Genomic DNA, 18,763 nt, shown 5'->3' with positions numbered 1-18,763 from the left:
TTTGCAATCAATGCCTTGCCTCTAACCCTTTTATTTCTCGCTAAGTGACCAAATATTTAATTGAGTTGGTATTATTCTGATTTAAAAAGTAGAACAACAGCAAAAACTACCTCGACAAATACCTACTTTAATCACACTAAAAACAGAGATCTGTCAGCGTATTGGGTATTCAAAAAATTAAACAGGAGCTTCTATTTTATTATTACTCGCTCTTTGTCGTAATTTAATCGTTTAACAGAAGAGCCAGAGTAATCATACTCTATATATGCTATACCATTGTCGACTCTATTGGTGAGTTTACCTTGTGTATCGAGGAATTCTATTTTGATTACTTTATTGTTATCGTTGTAATAGTGTTTTACGGAATGGTAACCTCTTCTTTTATGTTTTACTGGCTTTTTATTGTCATCATAATAAGACAATGACGTCCTGTTTCTTCCATGAGCATCATATGTTAGTACATAGCCTGAGTACCCTAAGTTTTGGATGATTTTTTTAAAGCCTGAGTGATCGTGGTTAAATCGAGACGTCATGTTGCCATGATCATCATATGTTGCAATACTATTTAACCAACCGTAAGCATTGTGAATTTGATTGCCAAGCTCATCTAAGTAGTATTCTCGTGTTGTATTGCCGTACTGGTCATGTTCCATCACTCCAGTGGCAACATTCGGTCCATTGCCTTTAGCTCTATTTTCTTTTGCGTCATAGACATTCCAAGAATACATGAAGCCATATTTGTTATATGTAAGTTTATCTTGCGCTGCATTCATGTTGTTTTGCGTTAATGTTTTACAATCTTTGCCATAGTTTTCCATCATGGCTAAATACCCTCTCTGATCATAATGAAGTTTAAGGCAATAGAATGGAAAGCCTGGTCTTATCTCCGCTGGTAATCCCTGTTCATTGAATCGTTGTTCAATAACTGTTCCTTTAGCATCTATAGTCCACTGATACTCATAAATATTCCAATTACTTGAGGTTCTATTGCCATTTTTATCTTCAAAATATAGTGAGGTACGTTCACCTTTGTTATTCAACTCAAAAACTTCTTTATAGGCGCCGTTACTCAAGGCTGGTTTACCAAGTTCATCAAAAAATGTTCTTATTTCTTTACCTTCTTTAAACTGAATTTTTATATGGGGGGCATGAGTAACAACATTTTTGTTAATGTTTAAAGGAACCGTTTTACCGTGTTGTAAAAATTTAACTTCAATAACTCTATCTAAACTATCGTATGTTAATAAGTAATGTTTTCTCCCTGTAGCGAGCTTTTCAGAGATAGGAAAAATTCCCTTTAAATCTGCGAACGGTGTTTCTCTAAATGGAAGTTGACTGTACCTTTTTTGATAAGTCTCATTTAATTTAAAATCGTTCGCAAATGATTGCAGTGATGCCAATGTAATCATCGTCGATATTAATAACTTTCTAAAATTCATGTTAATTCCTGTAGGTCAATTGAAACATTACAACGATAATGAAAGTTGGTAAACTCGCCAGTTAATTAGAGTTAATAAAGGTTAATCTTGGTTATGGTTAGTTTTGATCACGTTTCCTATCGTATTCATTACGAGGATACTTCCGTTGAATTGCAGCCATTAAATTTTAAATTGCTAAGATTACTATGGGATAATGCTAACCAAGTCGTTGGTGTGAACGAGATACTTGAAGCTGTATGGGGCTCAAGGAGTGTTAGTTCGGATACTATTAAGCAAAGGGTATTTCTGTTACGCAAAGTTATACAAGCAGAGGGAATTTGCGATTTTGAAATAAAATCAATCAGAGGAGAAGGTTATAAACTGATAACTCATTATAGCGCTCCAGATTCTTTAGAAAATCGCCCCAATACCGAGCAAATGGATGTGCCAAAAGTTGGTATTAACATCTTATCACCACGATTGATTTTACTTTTTACCTGTTTCGCTATTTTTATTAGCGTATTTATTTGGCAGAAAAAACTTGAAACACAAACAGGCCAAAATAATCGATTAGCTCTTTGGCTTTATACTGATAATCAAGCAACTAAGGATAGTTTAGTTAAAGTTAGGAGATTGTTAACTGATAGGGTAGTGAAGTCGCAAAAATATGATATTCAGATTGTATTAAGTGAGTTTGATCAAGCATTAAGCATCCCTCAACAAGCAAGAACTCACAGGATCGGATTGTTAGTGTTTTTAGCGTTGGAAGATAACACTACTGTTAATGCGCGCATTCTCGAACCTAAAACTGCAACTATTTTATCAAGCTATCAAATACAAATAGATCGTGTTACTCAAGAACTCAATGGACAAGAGCAACTGATTGAGGCTGTATTGTCTTTATTTAACTCAGGAAAGCTAGTGCTGACTAAAGATATGCTAGTAAATGCAGATCACCCCATTTGGGGGGAGCTTGTTCAAATCGCTTCCAAGAATAATTAACTAAAATTTACCTAAGTTAACGTTTATTAACTCGTTAGATTCTCCTTTTTAGCATACGTTAAAACAAAAATAGGAGAGTGATATGAGTAAGTTTGTTGTTATTTTTGTCTTGGTATTTTCGGTATGTTTTTCTTGTTCCAGTTTTAGCTTTGTCAACAAGATAGAGCACACAGTTGGTTTGTCTCTTGAACAATTGCGAACATTATCTGGCGTAGCTGGGTTTTCTATGGCGGCAATTAAAGATAGTGAAGTAGTTTATTCCGTTAATTCGGGGTATTGGGATAAGGCGTTATCACGACCTGTAAATTCAAATACAAGATTTCGACTGGCAAGCGTTTCAAAATTAGTTGCAGCGTCTTTGTTTGCTGATTTAATACAACAACAATTAATAAAAAAATCCGACTCATTAAAAACACTCTTGCCTCAATTGCCTGAAAAATATCATAAAATAACGATTGAGCAATTGATGAGACACACCTCTGGCATACCACATTACCAGGCGGTAGATGCTTGTTGTTGGGAAACACATTATATTTCAGCGACTGAAAGTTTAGCGGTATTAAAAAATAGAGATCTGCTGTTTGATCCAGGCAGTCAGTACCATTATTCGAGTTTTGGTTACACAATTTTAGGTGCTGTTTTTGAAAAAGTAACCGGAACTACTTTAGTTGATGGTATTGAGGGCTTTATAAATCGAGTGTCTGGTCGGGTAACACCAATAGTTGAAGATATAACAAAACGAGATCCGCACCGTTCAAATTTGTTTACTTTAACACGCGGAAAACCTGCATCGACACCTTTTGATGATAAAACGTATACTGCGCTTGGGGGAGGGCTTTCATCAACAGCAACAGACTTAGCACTGTTGGCCGATAGAATTGTTAATGGTAACTATTTTTCTGATGAAATAAAGTCACTTATGTTTCAGCCAAACTATCACGACGTTTCACCTAAAAATAAGATGTATAATGTCGGTTTTGGATGGCGAGTTGGAAAAGATTTTGATGGACATACAGTCTATCACCATGCAGGAGTTACACTCGGAGCGCGTTCTTTTTTAGTTGTATATCCCGAACAAAACCTAACACTCGCTTTTTTATCAAACACTAGCTGGGTTTCTCAAATGGAAACTAATGGCTTTGCTTTAGCTAAGCTTATTCGTGCGAACACTTACCTTAAATCAGGTGTTGAACCTTTTGAAAAACAGCAGTTGAAAGGGACGTTTAATGGCAAAGAAATGAATGGCGAAATATCCTGTACAGGATCAAAGTGCGTTTTTGAAGATAATTCTGGGTTACTTTCAAATTGGTTAAATAAATATAACCATGTTAATAGTAGAAAAAGCGCTCAGAACGCTAATAAATGGCCCGTATATCGAGTACCTGATGGCATGCTTTTAGTCACTTCAATAGGCTTGGTCTTTCTTTCAAAGGAGCAGCAAACTTGGGGTGGCAACATTGGTAGTAAGAATAGAATTGAGTTGACTGGGTTACAGAGTCGTAACAATAACTGATATATCGATATAGCGCACTTTATTTAGCCTCAACTCAAAGGTATAAAAAACTTTGTTTAAACTAAGTTCTGGTTTATTCCTGTTGCGAAATGAATCATTAAGTTTAGTCATCGTTAAACCTTTCACGAAACTTTAGTTACTAAATAATATAAAAATAACAAAAGGAAAGTAATGAGCTTAATGAAATACTATTTTTTGTTTTTGTTTCTTATTGGCAGTGTTTCACCCAGTAAAGCTAGTGAACTGCACGATAAACTGACAAAAATTACCAATGCTTATATAGAACAGGACATGTTTCAAGGAAATGTCTTAGTGGCAATTGATCAGCAAGTTGTTGCATTTGTAAGTTCCGCCAAATTACCTCAGTCGGCAAGGTTTGAAATTGGCTCTATAGCAAAACAATTTACAACAGCGCTAATGTATCTTTTGAAAGAGAAGCGACTTGTTGATTTCAACCAACCGATCAGTGGTTACATCAAAGAGTTTTCAGATTATCCCGTTGGTAGCGTAACAATACAAGAGTTGCTAGAGCATAGAAGTGGATTGCCAAGAGATTTTGTAACGTTAGCTGAACGAGATATAACGCGTGATTTGACAAGTTTACAAAGGTTAAAGCGACTAAAGCATATATCTGTCTCGCAAACTAAAACAAAACGTTATTCCAATGCTGGATTTGCACTTCTTTCACTTGTTATTGAAGCGGTGGCTCAGAAACCCTTTGCTCAGGTGCTTGAAAGTAAAATTACAAAGCCTTTAGCCTTATCTGATACCGGTGTTATTTCAAGGCAAAATTTAAGGTCGTTAGTGCAAGGTACCAACCGGCTTAATGACCAATTAGTAATATTGCCGTCTGCACCGCAAAACTATGCAATTGGCCATGGTGCTATGTATTCATCGGTTTTTGATTTATACCAGTGGCAACGAGCGTTAATCAAGGGCGAAATAGTGTCAAAGAAAAGTTTTGCGCAAATGATAGAGCACAATCATGGTTTATTTAAATACTCATATAACTGGCCGAGTAACAAAGGGGCTAATGGACGAGCGATAACCCATGGTGGCTCTAATGAAGGATTTGTTGCGAATGTTTCGACGTATCTAAATCATGAGCTCATTGTCGTTATATTGTCTAATGAAAAACCCGCTTATGTTAGTGCTTTGTATAATCAGCTTGCTAATGCAGTTTTAGGTATGGATGAGCCGTTGCCTTATGAAAATTTACTTAAACAATTCACACAACAAGTCATCTCTAAAGAGATGAGCAATGCATTAGCAGTGTTTCGTGCAGCACAAAGTGCTCAACGGTGGGATCTGCCAAGTGCAGTACAATTGAATCAAAGTGGTTATTTATATCTGACCCATGGTCGGCTGGCGGAAGCCGAAGCATTGTTTTCTTTTTTAACGCAAGTCTATCCTGACTATAAAAATGGTTGGGATAGTTATGCTGAGGCATTAACGGCAAATAACAAGCCTAAAGAAGCGAAAAAAATAAGAACGCAATATTTACACTAATCTGAAGTAATGGATAAATAGAGACAGACGAGCTTTTGCAAACATAAAATCATACATTGAAATGTTACGCTTGAAATTGTCACGCGGTATGTGACTTTCACACCTATAAATGAGGCGTTAGTACCACATGTCACAATGAAGCGGTTAATGTGATAGGTTAGCATGGAGAATACTTTATCAACTTACTACCGTTTTCTTCGTGAGGAGCTATTTTAAATGTTCTCAATACAGCTATTTAGTTCAAGGCGAAAAAATATGAATCGATATTGTATAGGCGTTTTGATTTGTGTGATCTTTATCTGTTCTAACGTACAAAGAACCCACGCCAAAGAACCATCACAGCTTTTAACTCAGTCGATTGTGTCAGGGTTTAAATCGCACTGGGTTGTAGCCATTGGTGAAAATCATAGGCATCAAGAGTTGCATCAGCTCCTATTAAAATCATTAGCATCTCCAATAGTGATGAATTCAGTACGAGTAATTGTCGTTGAATTTGGTAACCAACGATATCAAAAGCAGGTTGATCGTTATTTATCTGGCGAGTCAAATGATATAACTCCAGTTTACGAGGCTTTGAGAAATACAATTATCTCACCGAATAGACTTTGGGAATCACCAGTTTATCTGGCATTTTTTAAGAAAATCAGAGACATTAATCAACAGTCAAAGTCACATCAATACCGCATTGTATTAGGAGATACTCCTGTTGATTGGAGCCGAATTCAAAACAAAAATCAATTGAAACCATTTTACGAACGTTCCGCTCATATGGCAAAAATGATTGAAAAATATGGTTATGATCAAGGAAAGAAAGTGTTATTTCTTGCTGGTGGCCTGCATACGACAAAGAAAAATATTGTTCGTAAAAGTGAGTACGGCTTTGATATTGCGGAACTCAGTGTTACATCACGGTTGATGCAAAAGTACCCAGAGTCGGTTTATGTCATCCGCTCAATTGCTAAAACAAAACTTGCAAAACAGTATACGGAAAACAGGGCTTTTCCAGCCATAGTTGATCTGCAAGCGTCACCAATAGGCCAGCTTCCCGCTAACCAATTTTCGTCTTTAAAAAACAGAGATGGTTCTTCGTTTAATGGGTTTAGAGAAGCTAAGCTTAAAGACACTGCCGACTTTATTATCTATTGGGGAAACAAAGCTCATATTAACTTTGTTAGAGAAGATGAGCTGTATAAAAACTCAAAAGATTATGTAGCCGAGTTAAATAGACGAAGTTTGATTGTAAGAGGAAGTCCATTGACCAACCAATAAAGTGACCAAAAGTACTCTGCAAGTGAACTTTATTTCAATCGGCAGCGACTATTACATAGAGAACAAAAATACACAGACACCGTGATGCAGAATAATAAAAAGTTTCTTCCGTTAATAATTGTTTCAATAGCTTTGTTTTATAGCCAAATTTCAATTGCCTCATTTCACCAGGCGTTGCCACTTGGTCAATATAAAGTAGGGTTTAAGCTGTTTCATGAATATGATAAACGTCGCTCTTTTGCACCCAAATATGACTATTTTGGCGAAGAAACTTTTTCTCCCATTGGTCGACCAATGCAAGTGGCGATGTGGTATCCAGGGAAAAGTATTGCTGATAAAAAGCCGCTAAAATATCGAGACTTCACTGCTTTTACTTCCTCAGAAGTGGACTTTGCTAGGCAAGCTAAAGGTGAACGAGAGCAACACATTAATAGCCTGTTGAACTCATTACCTGACAGAGCAAAGGCTGGATATATCAAGTTTTGGCAACAACTCACTAGAAGTTATTTTAATATAGAAGTTGCGGGAGATAACTTTCCTGTGGTGTTGTATGCACCTCCAATGAATTCATCAGTGCATGATAATGCTTTGTTGTGTGAATACTTGGCAAGTCATGGTTATATTGTTGTTTCTGTTGCTGCAAAAGGTGAATTCACGCGTTTACAGCAACAGTTAGTGAATGCTGCACAAGTACAAGCGTTAGATTTAGCTTATCTGTGGGAGTTTTCTCAACGATTTACGCGTAATAAAAAAGTCGCGGTAATTGGCTATAGTTTAGGTGGGCTGTCAAATCTCATATTTGCTAACAAAAATAAAGACGTTGATGCGGTTGTCTCTTTAGATAGCTCAATAATGTCTCAAGGATGGTTGGAAGATGTGCAAACCACTTCATATTACCAGCCGTCTGAGCTTACTGCTAAACTGTTAATGATCAGTAAAAACATGCATCAACCATCGATAAACCCTGCCGATTTTTATCAACAAGTCATTTTCGCTGATAAGTGGCTGATACGCTATGATCATAATACTCATTATTACTTTTCTTCAGAGCAACTACTGTTAAGAATGCAGTTTGATCAATTCTCAGCTGACGATAAGAAAGCGATTATTGATTTTTACGCTGATATGAGTCGTTACGTCTTGGAGTTTTTAGATTTTTCGCTTTTAGGTAAGGGAGATGTAGTTGCGCATGAACAACAGGCTATTAAGCATAGTTTTGAACAGGTAAAAGCTAACAAGCAGCCGTTGTTGCCGGAATCTATTACGGGTTTGATCATAAAGAAGGGCTACCAATATGTCAGGCCTATCCTGCAGGATATCAAAAGCTATATGCCTGATTATATTGGGCGTTTAAGTTGGCGTAATCTCAATACTACCGCACGGGAGTTAGTACAACGTGGGCGTGTTGATGAAGCGATTTCAACACTTGAATTATCACTTGAAGCCTTTCCTCATTGGTATCAGACTCACGTCATGTTAGCAGACTTGATGCTACAAAAAGGTATGAAAAAACAAGCAGTAACACACTATCAATCAGCATTGAAAGACCATCCAACTCACCAGGCGAGTATCGATGCGTTAACGGCATTGGGTATTGATTACTTGGTTTATAAACAACGATTCATACCGGATGAAGAACTTGATAAATACATTGGAAAGTATATTGTTGATGAACAGCGTTTTCGAAAAATCTATCGAGAAAATGGCAGTTTATTTTTGTTTTCAAATTATTGGGATAAGCCGCTTAAACTGTGGCCATATGAAAACAATCTTTTCTTAATCGAAAGTGACGACGGCCAATCTAATATGCAAATATTATTTCAATTTAATGAAGACGGTACAGTTGCTTCGTTAAAAACCAGAGGGTTAAACTCTGGCAGAATAGGCGATGTAAATGTGAAAGAATGAGGCTAATAGGGCTGATATTTGATTGTTTGATTCTCGAACAATATTAGGTAACTGTCAGATAGGCTGTTAGCTTAGTAGTAATTACTGTGAGAACTTTTGATGAAACCTTATTGTAACAGGTAACGCTCATATTGATTCGTTCACAAAAGCGATTGTTACATTCGTCACAAAAGACACGCGTTCAACAAAGGATAGGTTATGGTATCTGAAATCATATCCATTCCCTGGAAGATGATTACTTGACCATAGAAGTTAGGAACTAGCTTCTATGGTTTTTTTATGTCTGTAGGGATGACTATTTCAACGTTTAAACCATGAGGCTCATTAATGTTCATATTGAGTTGATAATCATGGCAGTAAAATAATTCAAGACGTTGCTTTATGTTGGATAGGCCTATGCCTTTACTAGAGTGTATAGCATCTAAAGAGGTTAATGGGCCATTGTCACTTACCGATAAGTATAAATGACTGTTGTTGAGCTGTGCTGTTATCGTTAATACCGATTGGCTTTTTGAGGTGTTTAATGCGTGTTTGATAACATTTTCTATTAACGGTTGAATTAAAAAGTTTGGTACTAGAGTTTGCAGGCTGTTTGGATCAACCTGCCAAACGACTTTTAAACGATCGCCAAACCTTATGCTTTCAATTTCTAAGTATTTTTCCATGACACTGAGATCTTGTTGCAAAGTAACACGATCGGTTGGTGAATTATCTAAAGAAAATCGTAAAAACGTGGCTAGTTTGGCCAACATATCACTAGTTTTTTCACCGTCCCCTCTCATTGCAAGGTTGGAAGCTGCATTAAGTGAATTAAACAAAAAATGAGGATTGAGTTGATACCTAAGTAGTTCTAATTTTGCTTTGTCATGATCTGCTTGGATTTTCAATATCCGTTTGTTTTGTTCAATGGATTTAATATGGAAATTGACACCACTATAAAATGCAGACCAAACTAAGAATACTAGTAATGAGCTCGAGTAATAGAGAAAAATTGCACTAAAAGGGATGTCATTATTAATCCACTTCGTGTACACATCTGGATATAAAAAGTACCAAATATATAATTTTTTACTAACGGTCCAAAGTAATGCTAACACGTTACATGAAATAAAAGCGATTGTTAGAAATGCAAAGAAATTTTTTTGTTCTAACTTTTGATAGATTGCTCTGAGTACCAGAGAAAGTAAAAAACCGGTAAAGCCAAACAAGGTAAAAGTAATTGCCGTATCTAATGTAGCGGTAAAATCTTCATGATTAAAAAAAACGTTGTCCCAAATGAAAGTGGTTGAATAGACAAACCAACCGCACGCTTGAAAAATCCAATACAGCTGAGTTTTACTATAATTACGATATAAATATTCGACGTTATTTAAAGTCATTAGTGTATTCCTAGTGCTTTAAATAATTCATGTTTAAAGTTACTACTAATTTTTACTTCATCGCCATTCTTCATGATCAAACTGGAATACCGACCAAGCTCGCTGTCTACTTTACTTATATAATCGATATTGACGATAGCTGAGCGATGAACTCGGAAAAAATTTTTTTTCGAGAGCTTTTTTTCAATGCTTGTTAATGTTTCTCGATGCAATAGCATGCGGTCGGCAAAATAGAGTTCGAGGTAATTAGATGCGCCTTTAATCCATATAATGTCGTTCACATCGACTATTTTTACTTCTCCAATCGACTTAATCGCCAATTTACTTGAATGGACGTCTTGTTTTGTATCGCTACTAAGGTGATTTTCAAACTTATGCATTAATCGCTTTAATTTGTCATTTTCATAGGGTTTAAGAAGGTAACCAAAGGCATTAATATCGAATGCATCCACTGCGTATTCAGAGTAAGCGGTTGAAAATATCCATTGGGTAGCAATAAGACTAGATAATGCTTTTGCGAGCTCCATACCGCTACCAGCAATGATATTGATATCCATAAAACAAACATCAGGTTCGTGCTCTATTAATGCTTGTTTTGCTTCCTCATATTCGCTGCAACGACTAAGGACTTGCCAACCTGGACGTTTTTCAATCTCTCTGGTTAAACGCTCAAGCGCCATTTCTTCATCATCAACAACAATACAACTAATCATGAGGCCTACCTAATTACTTAATCTGTTAACATAATAATGTGATAAAAAAATAATATCTCTTCTGTTGGTATGAATTACACATAATTGATGACAAAAACAACGTTAGGTGTTTTTTTATTGAAGGTTTCGTAATAGAGAATTGCTATACACCTCGTTATTTTTCTATTGTTAATCAAAAAAGTACAATGATGAACTTTTAATGTCGATAGCCATTTAAGGTTACATAAATAAACTTTATCACGCCGATTTACGCTTTTATCCCTTTCTACACTTAAGGATAGTCACAGTTGTTACCTTTGAGTGTGGCAGTTTTGTACTGCTTTTATAAAAATAGAATAACAGTCAAGGGAGTTCTAAATGAAATATATTATTTCAAAGTCGTTTAATCGCTCTATTACAGCATTAGCTGTTGCGATGTCACTTGGAGTGACAATGCCAGCAATGGCAAATGAAGGCAGTATTCGGGGTACATCATTAAACCAAGCGGGTAATGTTTTATCGAACGTAACGGTAACGATTAAAAACTTAACAACAGGCCTTACACGTACCGTCACAACTGATAGTCAGGGGAACTACCGTTTTCCACTTTTGCCTTCCGGAACGTATAGTTTAGAAGCGAAAAAAGATGGTTTTATAGTGTTACAGCAAGATAATTTACGCGTTGCGGCAGCAGGCTCAAGAACGGTCAACCTTACGCTAGAAAGCGGTGATATCGAAAAAATCACTGTATCTGGCGCTGCGGTATCAGCAATTGATGTGGCATCCAGTGAATCTCAACTGATAGTAGATATTGAATATTTAAATAAAGTGCCTGTCGCGCGTGATGTCACTTCTGTTGCATTATTAGCACCAGGAACTATTTCAGGTGATGATGATTTTGGTAACTTAGCATCATTTGGTGGTTCATCTGTTGGTGAAAACGTGTATTACGTTAATGGTATTAATACAACGAACTTCCGTAATGGTTTAGGCGGTTCTGAACTGCCATTTGAAATGTATGAATCATTTGAAGTAAAAACGGGCGGATATTCAGCCGAATTTGGCCGTTCTACTGGTGGTGTGGTAAATGCGGTAACCAAATCTGGTAGCAATGAATTTAAATTTGGAGCTAGTGCCTTCTATGAACCCGCTAGTTTACGGGAAACTCAACCGGACGTGTTTCGAACTGACCCCGACGACATTGAGGCTGTTGGCTCAGAATACTATATTGTTAATAAGAAGGATAACATTGGCTCGACAAACGTTAATTTATGGGCGAGTGGTGCAATTATTAAAGATAAACTTTTCTTCTTTGGCTTAATTAATCAAGAAAGAAGAGATTCTGATTATGCCACTAGTGGTTCTATTTATGATCGCGAAGCGAACGACACGCTTTACGCCTTGAAGTTAGATTGGTATATCACCGATGACCATATTGTTGAGTTTACTGGCTGGGATAATAGTTCTGACTTAGAAAGTACTAAGAATTTATATAACCCAGATACGGATACTACCGGTGAATGGTATGGCGATTATATTTTAGAACGCGGTGGAAAAACCTGGGGTTTAAAATACACCGGTATTTTATCGGATGATTTTACCGTAACTGCGCAATATTCAATCAATGAAGCAAGCTATTCAAACTTAAATGCTGGTGATAGCCCATTAGGGGATAAGCCTGCCATTTATGAACGTTATAGTGGTCGTGAATTTGGCTCATACGGTTTATTCAATCCTTCAGTACAAAAAGACAAACGTACAGCTTACCGTTTAGACTTTGATTGGTATATTCATGATGATCATACACTGCGCTTCGGTATTGACTATGAAAATATGGAAGCTGAAGAAAACACTCAACGTGCGGGAGGGGTAGCTTGGCGTTATGAAGGTTGTGATACCGATTTGCTTTCGCAAGGGCAGCTAGACTGTACAGATGTACGAAGAGAGTTTTACGTCAATGTCGGTGATTTTGAAACAAAATCAGCTGCCTTTTATATCGAAGATAAGTGGCAAATTAATGATGACTTAGTGGCAACCATAGGTTTGCGTAATGAGTCATTTGAAAACTATAACAAAGCAGGCCTTAAGTTTGTTGATGTTACTAATCAGTGGGCACCGCGTGTAGGTATTAGTTGGGATGTCGAGGGTGATGGCAACAGTAAACTGTTTGCAAACTATGGACAGTACTATTTACCCGTTGCTACCAATACTAACGTACGTTTAGCTGGTGATGAACTCTATGTTCGACAATACTTTGAAGTAGAAAGTATTAATGCTGACTTTACGCCTAACTTAGTTGAAGGTTCTGGTGGGCCTGTCACTACATTTAGTGATGGTAATTTGATGAATACCGCGGAAACAGTCAATGCCGATTTAGATCCTATGTATCAAAATGAATTTATATTGGGTTATCAACGTGTGATTGACGATTCATGGAGCTTTGGTATTAAAGGCACATATCGCGATTTAGCCAGTTCACTAGAAGATATAGCCATTGATAAAGGGTTTAACGATTTTCTACTTGCTCAAGATCCTGATGGGCCGGGTTGTACTCGTTGTGCAGGTTTTGGATATTATGTATTAACCAATCCAGGAAATGATGTAACGATTACAACAGATCCAGATGGCAGTGGTAGCTTTTATAGCGAAGAAACTTTTACGATTCCTTCAGATGTGCTCGGTTATCCGAAGGCCGAACGCCAATATGCTGCGGTTGATTTTACTTTAAATCGAGCGTGGGACGATAAGTGGATGTATAGCTTTACTTATACGTGGTCTCATTCTTGGGGTAATAATGAAGGTTTTGTTCGTTCAGATAATGACCAAGACGACTCTGGCTTAACAACTAACTACGACCAACCAGGCTTAGTAGACGGTGCAAGTGGTAATTTACCCAACGATAGACGACATGTGGTTAAAATGACCGGTGCTTATAATGTCATTGAAGATCTAAACGTTGGTTTTAACTTTAATTGGTCTCAAGGCCGCCCATTAAATTCGTTTGGCTTTCATCCAACGGATGCTTTTGCATCACAGTATCAAGATGAGTCATTCGTTAAAGATGGACAGTTAGTTTCTCGTGGTTCACAAGGTCGTACGCCTAATATCTGGAGTTTAGATTTATCAGCAAGTTATGACATGTATTTTGATGATAACAAAGTTACATTCCGTGCTGATATTTTTAATGTCACTAATAATGACAAAGCAACCCAGTTAAATGAATCTAACGAACGTTATGGTTACACTGATTATGAATTCGGTGGCTATCGTGGTGAACCTAACCCAACTTACGGTTTAGCAACTGACTTCCAAAGACCACGCTATGTGCGTTTTAGCGTTAATGCTGAATTTTAAGCAAAGCTATTGATTGTTTAATAAACATTAAACGAACGAGTTAAAAGGTCTGTGTTGTATTCACAGGCCTTTTCTTTTTCATAGACCTTTATTTTAAGTGCTTGCTATACGCAACGAACTTTTTTTGATTAGCGCTAATCAGTTTCATCCCCGAAAATGTTAAATGCCACCCTTATATAGATTCATTTATCCATTAAACCGCGAATTGTCACTAATTGAAGGTAAAGTTCAATATATAAGTTAAGCTAAAGTGGGAGAGGTAAATGATAACTTGTTTTATTATTGATGATGAACCTCATGCAAGAGAGAGAATACGCCGAGTCATCGAACACAGGTTTGGCTGGCAAGTTATCGGTCAAGCGGCAGTTTACGATGACGCTAAATCACTGTTTTTAGATCGCCAACCTAATGTTTGTTTTGTTGACGTTAATATTATTGGTGGTAACGGAATATCACTGATCAAAGAATTAAAATATGCAGTGATGTGTAAATGGGTCATCATGTCTGCTCACAGTGAGTTTGCAATTGATGGCTATAACGCGGAAGTAGAGGATTACTTATTAAAGCCGATTGATAACTTAAGGTTAGAGAAGTTATTGCTTAAATTAGAGTCATATTATGCGAACAATTTATATCACCAGTCACAAAGCGAACAACCTAATTTAGGGTAATGGTAAGTCGTAACGGATATTACTTTAAATAAAAATATGCTCAAGAGGAAGCCACTTATTAACTTACATTGGGAACTTAAATATGAAGTTATGGTTATTATTCTTTATTGTATTTAGCCAATTTACACTAGCGGAAAATATCTTGAAAAGAACAAGCTTTTTAGGCTTTGTACCTGAAAGTACACAATCTGGAGAAGTTGTTGTTCATCAACTCCATCCTCAAGGAACAGCACATGCGTTGGGACTAAGAGTGGGTGATAAATTAATAAGTATTAATGGTAATGTTATAAGTGACTTTTCAAATTTGCTTACTGAGCTTGGGAAAATTTATGAAGGCGATACAATAACGCTCTCAATTTCGCGTGATACATCCTCTTTAATACTAGAGGCAAAGGCTCAAGGAAAACCAAAGGAGAAAGGCAAAGGCTATCAAGTTAATTATGGAGAATTTTCTTGGCAACATGAAACTATCCGTACAATCACATATTTACCAGAAAAGCCAAGGCAAGATGGTGCTGCAGTTTTGTTTATACAAGGTTATACATGTAGCTCTATTGATTATGGCATGTTGCCAGATATGAGCTTAAATCAATTGCTTGGTCAATTTGCCCAATCAGGGTTTACTGTGATGAAAATGGAAAAACCTGGGGTAGGTGATAGTGAAGGCCAACTGGACTGTCAGTTATATGACTTCGTTACTGAAAATAAAGCTTTCTTAGCAGGGTTATCGCACTTAAAGACAAAGAATGGAGTTAGCGCGAAAAATGTATTTGTGTTTGGTCACTCGTTAGGCGTATTGCATTCCGCCATTATTGCAGAACAAGGTTTAGCGAAAGGAGTGATTGGATATGGAGGCGTCTTTAAACCTTGGATAGAATACTTACATGATATTTATGAAAAGCAATCAGTCTTGTATTGGGGGGTAACTAAAGAGCAGGCTAAAAAAAATGTTAAACTAATGTCTCCTTTTTTGACAAAATGGCTAGACTCAGATCTTTCTTGGCAAGAAGTAATCGCGAGTAAAGTTGCCAAACGAGTTATAGATGCAGAATTGATTGCTATTAACAAAGAGCTTATTATGAATCGCCATTATAACTTTTTTCGCAGTATCAACCGCTTTAACTTTGCTGCTCTTTGGCAAAAATCTAAATCACATGGATTAATGTTACACGGAATGTATGATATTCAGGCGATTGATGGTAAATGGGCTAAAAATATTGTTTCACTCCTCAACCAAAATGAAGGTGTGACAGGGCAAGAGCTGACTTTTGAACGCACAGATCATTCCATGCTAAAGTTTATTAACAGCTCTGATTTAATGAAGTTTACTCGGAGAGAAGTCACAGATGTTGGAAAGTTTAATCAAAAAATTGCCTCATCTTCAATTAGCTGGATGAAAAGCATTCTTAGTTTATAGTTAACTTTTACTTATCAATGATTTTTAACGAAAACCATACTTAATTTATATAACAGCATGAACTGTCAATCGTAGTCGAGATTTTAAAATTTAATAAAGTCGATGGTGTTATTACATGCTTTTTCAATATAAACCTACGTTGAAGAAAATCAACGTAGGTTTTAGTTGCTACTTGGCGATCAGATAGTTTTCTAACCAGCGTTCCTGCTCCCAAAGTACATGTAAAATACTTTCACGTGCTCTGTAGCCGTGTCCTTCATATGGCAACATCACTAATCTAGCATCCTTACCTAAACCTGTTAACGCATTGTACATACGTTCAGATTGCATCGGGAAAGTACCTGAGTTTGGATCTTCTTTTCCGTGGATCATGAGCATAGGTTCGTTAATTTTTTCAGCATGAAAAAACGGCGACATCGTGGCGTAAACATGTTGTCCTTCCCAGAAATTACGTTCTTCACCTTGGAAACCAAACGGTGTGAGTGAACGGTTGTATGCGCCACTGCGTGCAATGCCTGTTTTAAATAAATCGCTGTGGGCTAATAAGTTAGCGACCATAAATGCACCATATGAGTGACCTGCAATGGCAATGTTATTTTTGTCTGCAACGCCTTTTTTAACTAATACATCAACTGCAGCTTTTGCACTTGAAACCAACTGCTTACGGAACGTATCGTTTGGTTCTTTGCCCTCTATACCAACAATCGGCATTTTCGGATCGTCAAATATGGCGATACCTTTTGCTAAATAAGGCATTGGGCCCCAATAACCAATGTAGGTAAATTCGTAGGGAGATTCTCGTACTTGTGACGCTACACTTTTATCTTTATATTCAAGAGGATATGCCCACATTAAAACAGGTAATGTACCGTCAGATTTTTTATAACCCGGTGGAAGGTATAACGTACCACTAAGTTCAACACCATCGTCGCGGGTATATTTAACGAGTTCTTTTTTGACATTGGTAAAAGTCGGGTAGGGGTGCGGAAAATCAGAAAATTGCGTAATAGATTGTTTCGTTAGATCGCGAATAAAGAAGTTAGGCTGCTCAGTTTTAGATTCTCTGATGGTGATCAGCTTTGTGCCAGCGTCGTCCAATACACCACGAACACGTTCATAATAAGGTGCTTCACTGTGCCATAAACGTTCTTTTTTCTGGGTATTGATATCGTATCTATCTAGAAAAGGAATGTTACCTTGCTCTGAAGCGCCAATACCAGTAAGAAATAAATAACGGCTATCTTGAATAGACAAAGTGTATCTACCAAAGGCGTTTTGTTTTTGAACTACGTTACCTGGGTCATTATAAGCGTCATTATAAGAACGATCTTCAAAGGTAATGCGATCTTTATCGGCATTATTTGGGTTCACGATGAATGTACGTACTTTACGATCACTGAAACGCCAATCAGAAAGCATAGCTATTTTATCATTACCCCAAGTAATACCGCTGTATCGGCGATCTAATTTTGCAAATAAAGCAGGGCTTTCAGTAAATGGTGCTGCTTGAGTATAGATGAAGTCATGAAATTCAACATCTGCTTTCATTGAGCCTTTGTCTTGTGCTTCAGCCCATACTAAGGTTGCTGGTTTATCATCACGCCATGAAAGCGAGCGTTTACCAGTGCGAACACTATCAAAGCCTTGAGGAATATTTTCAGCAAGCGGTTGGCGAACAATTTCTTTAATTAACATACCGTTAGTGTCAATAACTTGCCAAGAAGTCGCGAAGCGTGAATAAGGTACTAAATAAGAAAACGGTTGCTGAATATGTCCAACAAGTAAATGCTTCGCATCAGGCGATGCTCTAAACCCTCGAATTAAGGCCGGTTTACCTACCTTAGTCATATCACCTTTTAGTGAGACTTTGACTAACTGCCCTAACCCATAATATTTAAACAGTGCTTTGTCATGCGGTGTTGCCAATAAATTTTGGTAAGTCCGGGCTGGCGCTTTTTCTCCTGTGGTTTGAGACACAATAGGGATTGCGCTAGCAGCACTGTCTTGAGGCGCATCAACATTAATGTTGATCGCTTTATTGGCGATAATAGCTGAGCTATCAGGTAACCAACGGTATGGTCTCGAGGTGATCACTGAGTTTAACGCTAAGTTATCTACTTTTTGTAAGGTGTCAGTATTTATTGAGTAAATAAATAAGTTTGCTTCTTTCGCTTGTTCAATAAAAAAAGCAAGGTGTTCGCTATTCGGTGACCATGACGGTGATAAAATTCTACCCTTAGGCAGGTTGTCTATTGATATTTTTTTATCGGTTTTTAAATGCTGAAATGCTATAGACAGATACTTTGAGCGAGGGCGAGCGCGTGAGAAGTTATCAGGGTTTAGTTTAATACCGGCCAATTTTAATTCTGGTTTGGCTAGCTCATCCAAAGAAGCGATTCGTTGTCTTTCAAAAAATGCCATCCATTGCTTATCAGGAGACAACCTTGTACTAGGCGCTAGCTTAGCATCAACGATTGAAGCAATTGGCTTTGAAGGTATTTGGTAACCATCATCTGCTAACGGCGATGTTGCTAAAGGGAGCATAATACTACCTGCAAGAAAAGCGATTATATTGTTATTCATTGTTATTGTCCTTGTGGAATAAGTCATGTGTATATAGGTTTTAAACCG

The 18,763-nt window shown here is 37.2% G+C and carries 12 protein-coding genes; 8 read left to right on the top strand and 4 right to left on the bottom strand.

Annotated elements, in window-relative coordinates:
• Positions 1-191 precede the first annotated feature (191 nt).
• Positions 192-1,439 (bottom strand): hypothetical protein, encoded by a 1,248-nt coding sequence (locus QUE72_RS15285; protein WP_074496991.1) that lies wholly within the window; start codon positions 1,437-1,439, stop codon positions 192-194.
• A 93-nt stretch (positions 1,440-1,532) separates the two neighbouring features.
• On the opposite strand from QUE72_RS15285, the gene QUE72_RS15280 reads away from it, so the two are divergent.
• The 5 genes from QUE72_RS15280 to QUE72_RS15260 all read left to right on the top strand — a co-directional run bounded on the left by QUE72_RS15280 (position 1,533) and on the right by QUE72_RS15260 (position 8,619).
• Positions 1,533-2,420, top strand: coding sequence for a winged helix-turn-helix domain-containing protein (locus QUE72_RS15280; protein ID WP_286269945.1), 888 nt, complete (start codon positions 1,533-1,535; stop codon positions 2,418-2,420).
• Positions 2,421-2,502: 82 nt separating this feature from the next.
• Positions 2,503-3,933, top strand: coding sequence for a serine hydrolase domain-containing protein (locus QUE72_RS15275; protein WP_286269944.1), 1,431 nt, complete (start codon positions 2,503-2,505; stop codon positions 3,931-3,933).
• Positions 3,934-4,104: 171 nt separating this feature from the next.
• Complete coding sequence (locus tag QUE72_RS15270; protein WP_286269942.1) at positions 4,105-5,442, top strand: serine hydrolase domain-containing protein; 1,338 nt, start codon at positions 4,105-4,107, stop codon at positions 5,440-5,442.
• A 216-nt stretch (positions 5,443-5,658) separates the two neighbouring features.
• The gene (locus tag QUE72_RS15265) at positions 5,659-6,711 is read left to right on the top strand and encodes a hypothetical protein (RefSeq protein ID WP_286269940.1); all 1,053 of its coding nucleotides are present in this window, start codon (positions 5,659-5,661) and stop codon (positions 6,709-6,711) included.
• Positions 6,712-6,795: 84 nt separating this feature from the next.
• Positions 6,796-8,619 carry a hypothetical protein gene (locus QUE72_RS15260; protein WP_286269938.1) on the top strand — a complete coding sequence of 608 codons (1,824 nt, stop codon included), beginning with the start codon at positions 6,796-6,798 and terminating at the stop codon, positions 8,617-8,619.
• A 266-nt stretch (positions 8,620-8,885) separates the two neighbouring features.
• On the opposite strand, the gene QUE72_RS15255 is transcribed toward QUE72_RS15260, so the two are convergent.
• Complete coding sequence (locus tag QUE72_RS15255; RefSeq protein WP_286269937.1) at positions 8,886-9,998, bottom strand: sensor histidine kinase; 1,113 nt, start codon at positions 9,996-9,998, stop codon at positions 8,886-8,888.
• Complete coding sequence (locus QUE72_RS15250) at positions 9,998-10,711, bottom strand: LytR/AlgR family response regulator transcription factor (RefSeq protein WP_286269935.1); 714 nt, start codon at positions 10,709-10,711, stop codon at positions 9,998-10,000. Before QUE72_RS15250 ends, QUE72_RS15255 begins: the two co-directional genes overlap by 1 nt.
• 357 nt (positions 10,712-11,068) lie before the next feature.
• Between QUE72_RS15250 and QUE72_RS15245 the strand changes: the two genes are divergently transcribed.
• The 3 genes from QUE72_RS15245 (at position 11,069) to QUE72_RS15235 (ending at position 16,132) form a co-directional block, all read left to right on the top strand.
• Positions 11,069-14,044: a TonB-dependent receptor gene (locus QUE72_RS15245; protein WP_286269933.1), complete on the top strand. Its 2,976-nt coding sequence runs from the start codon at positions 11,069-11,071 to the stop codon at positions 14,042-14,044.
• Positions 14,045-14,307: 263 nt separating this feature from the next.
• Entirely contained in the window at positions 14,308-14,715 is a 408-nt protein-coding gene (locus tag QUE72_RS15240) for a LytR/AlgR family response regulator transcription factor (protein WP_286269931.1), read from the top strand.
• Between the two features lie 82 nt (positions 14,716-14,797).
• Entirely contained in the window at positions 14,798-16,132 is a 1,335-nt protein-coding gene (locus QUE72_RS15235; protein ID WP_286269929.1) for a PDZ domain-containing protein, read from the top strand.
• A gap of 168 nt (positions 16,133-16,300) precedes the next feature.
• Here QUE72_RS15235 and QUE72_RS15230 read toward each other — a convergent pair whose 3' ends face one another.
• Entirely contained in the window at positions 16,301-18,715 is a 2,415-nt protein-coding gene (locus QUE72_RS15230) for an alpha/beta hydrolase family protein (protein ID WP_286269928.1), read from the bottom strand.
• Between the last annotated feature and the right edge of the window lie 48 nt (positions 18,716-18,763).

It is taken from the genome of Thalassotalea hakodatensis, assembly GCF_030295995.1.
GTDB lineage: Bacteria > Pseudomonadota > Gammaproteobacteria > Enterobacterales > Alteromonadaceae > Thalassotalea_C > Thalassotalea_C hakodatensis.
This window is presented reverse-complemented; position numbering and strand designations above follow the sequence as displayed.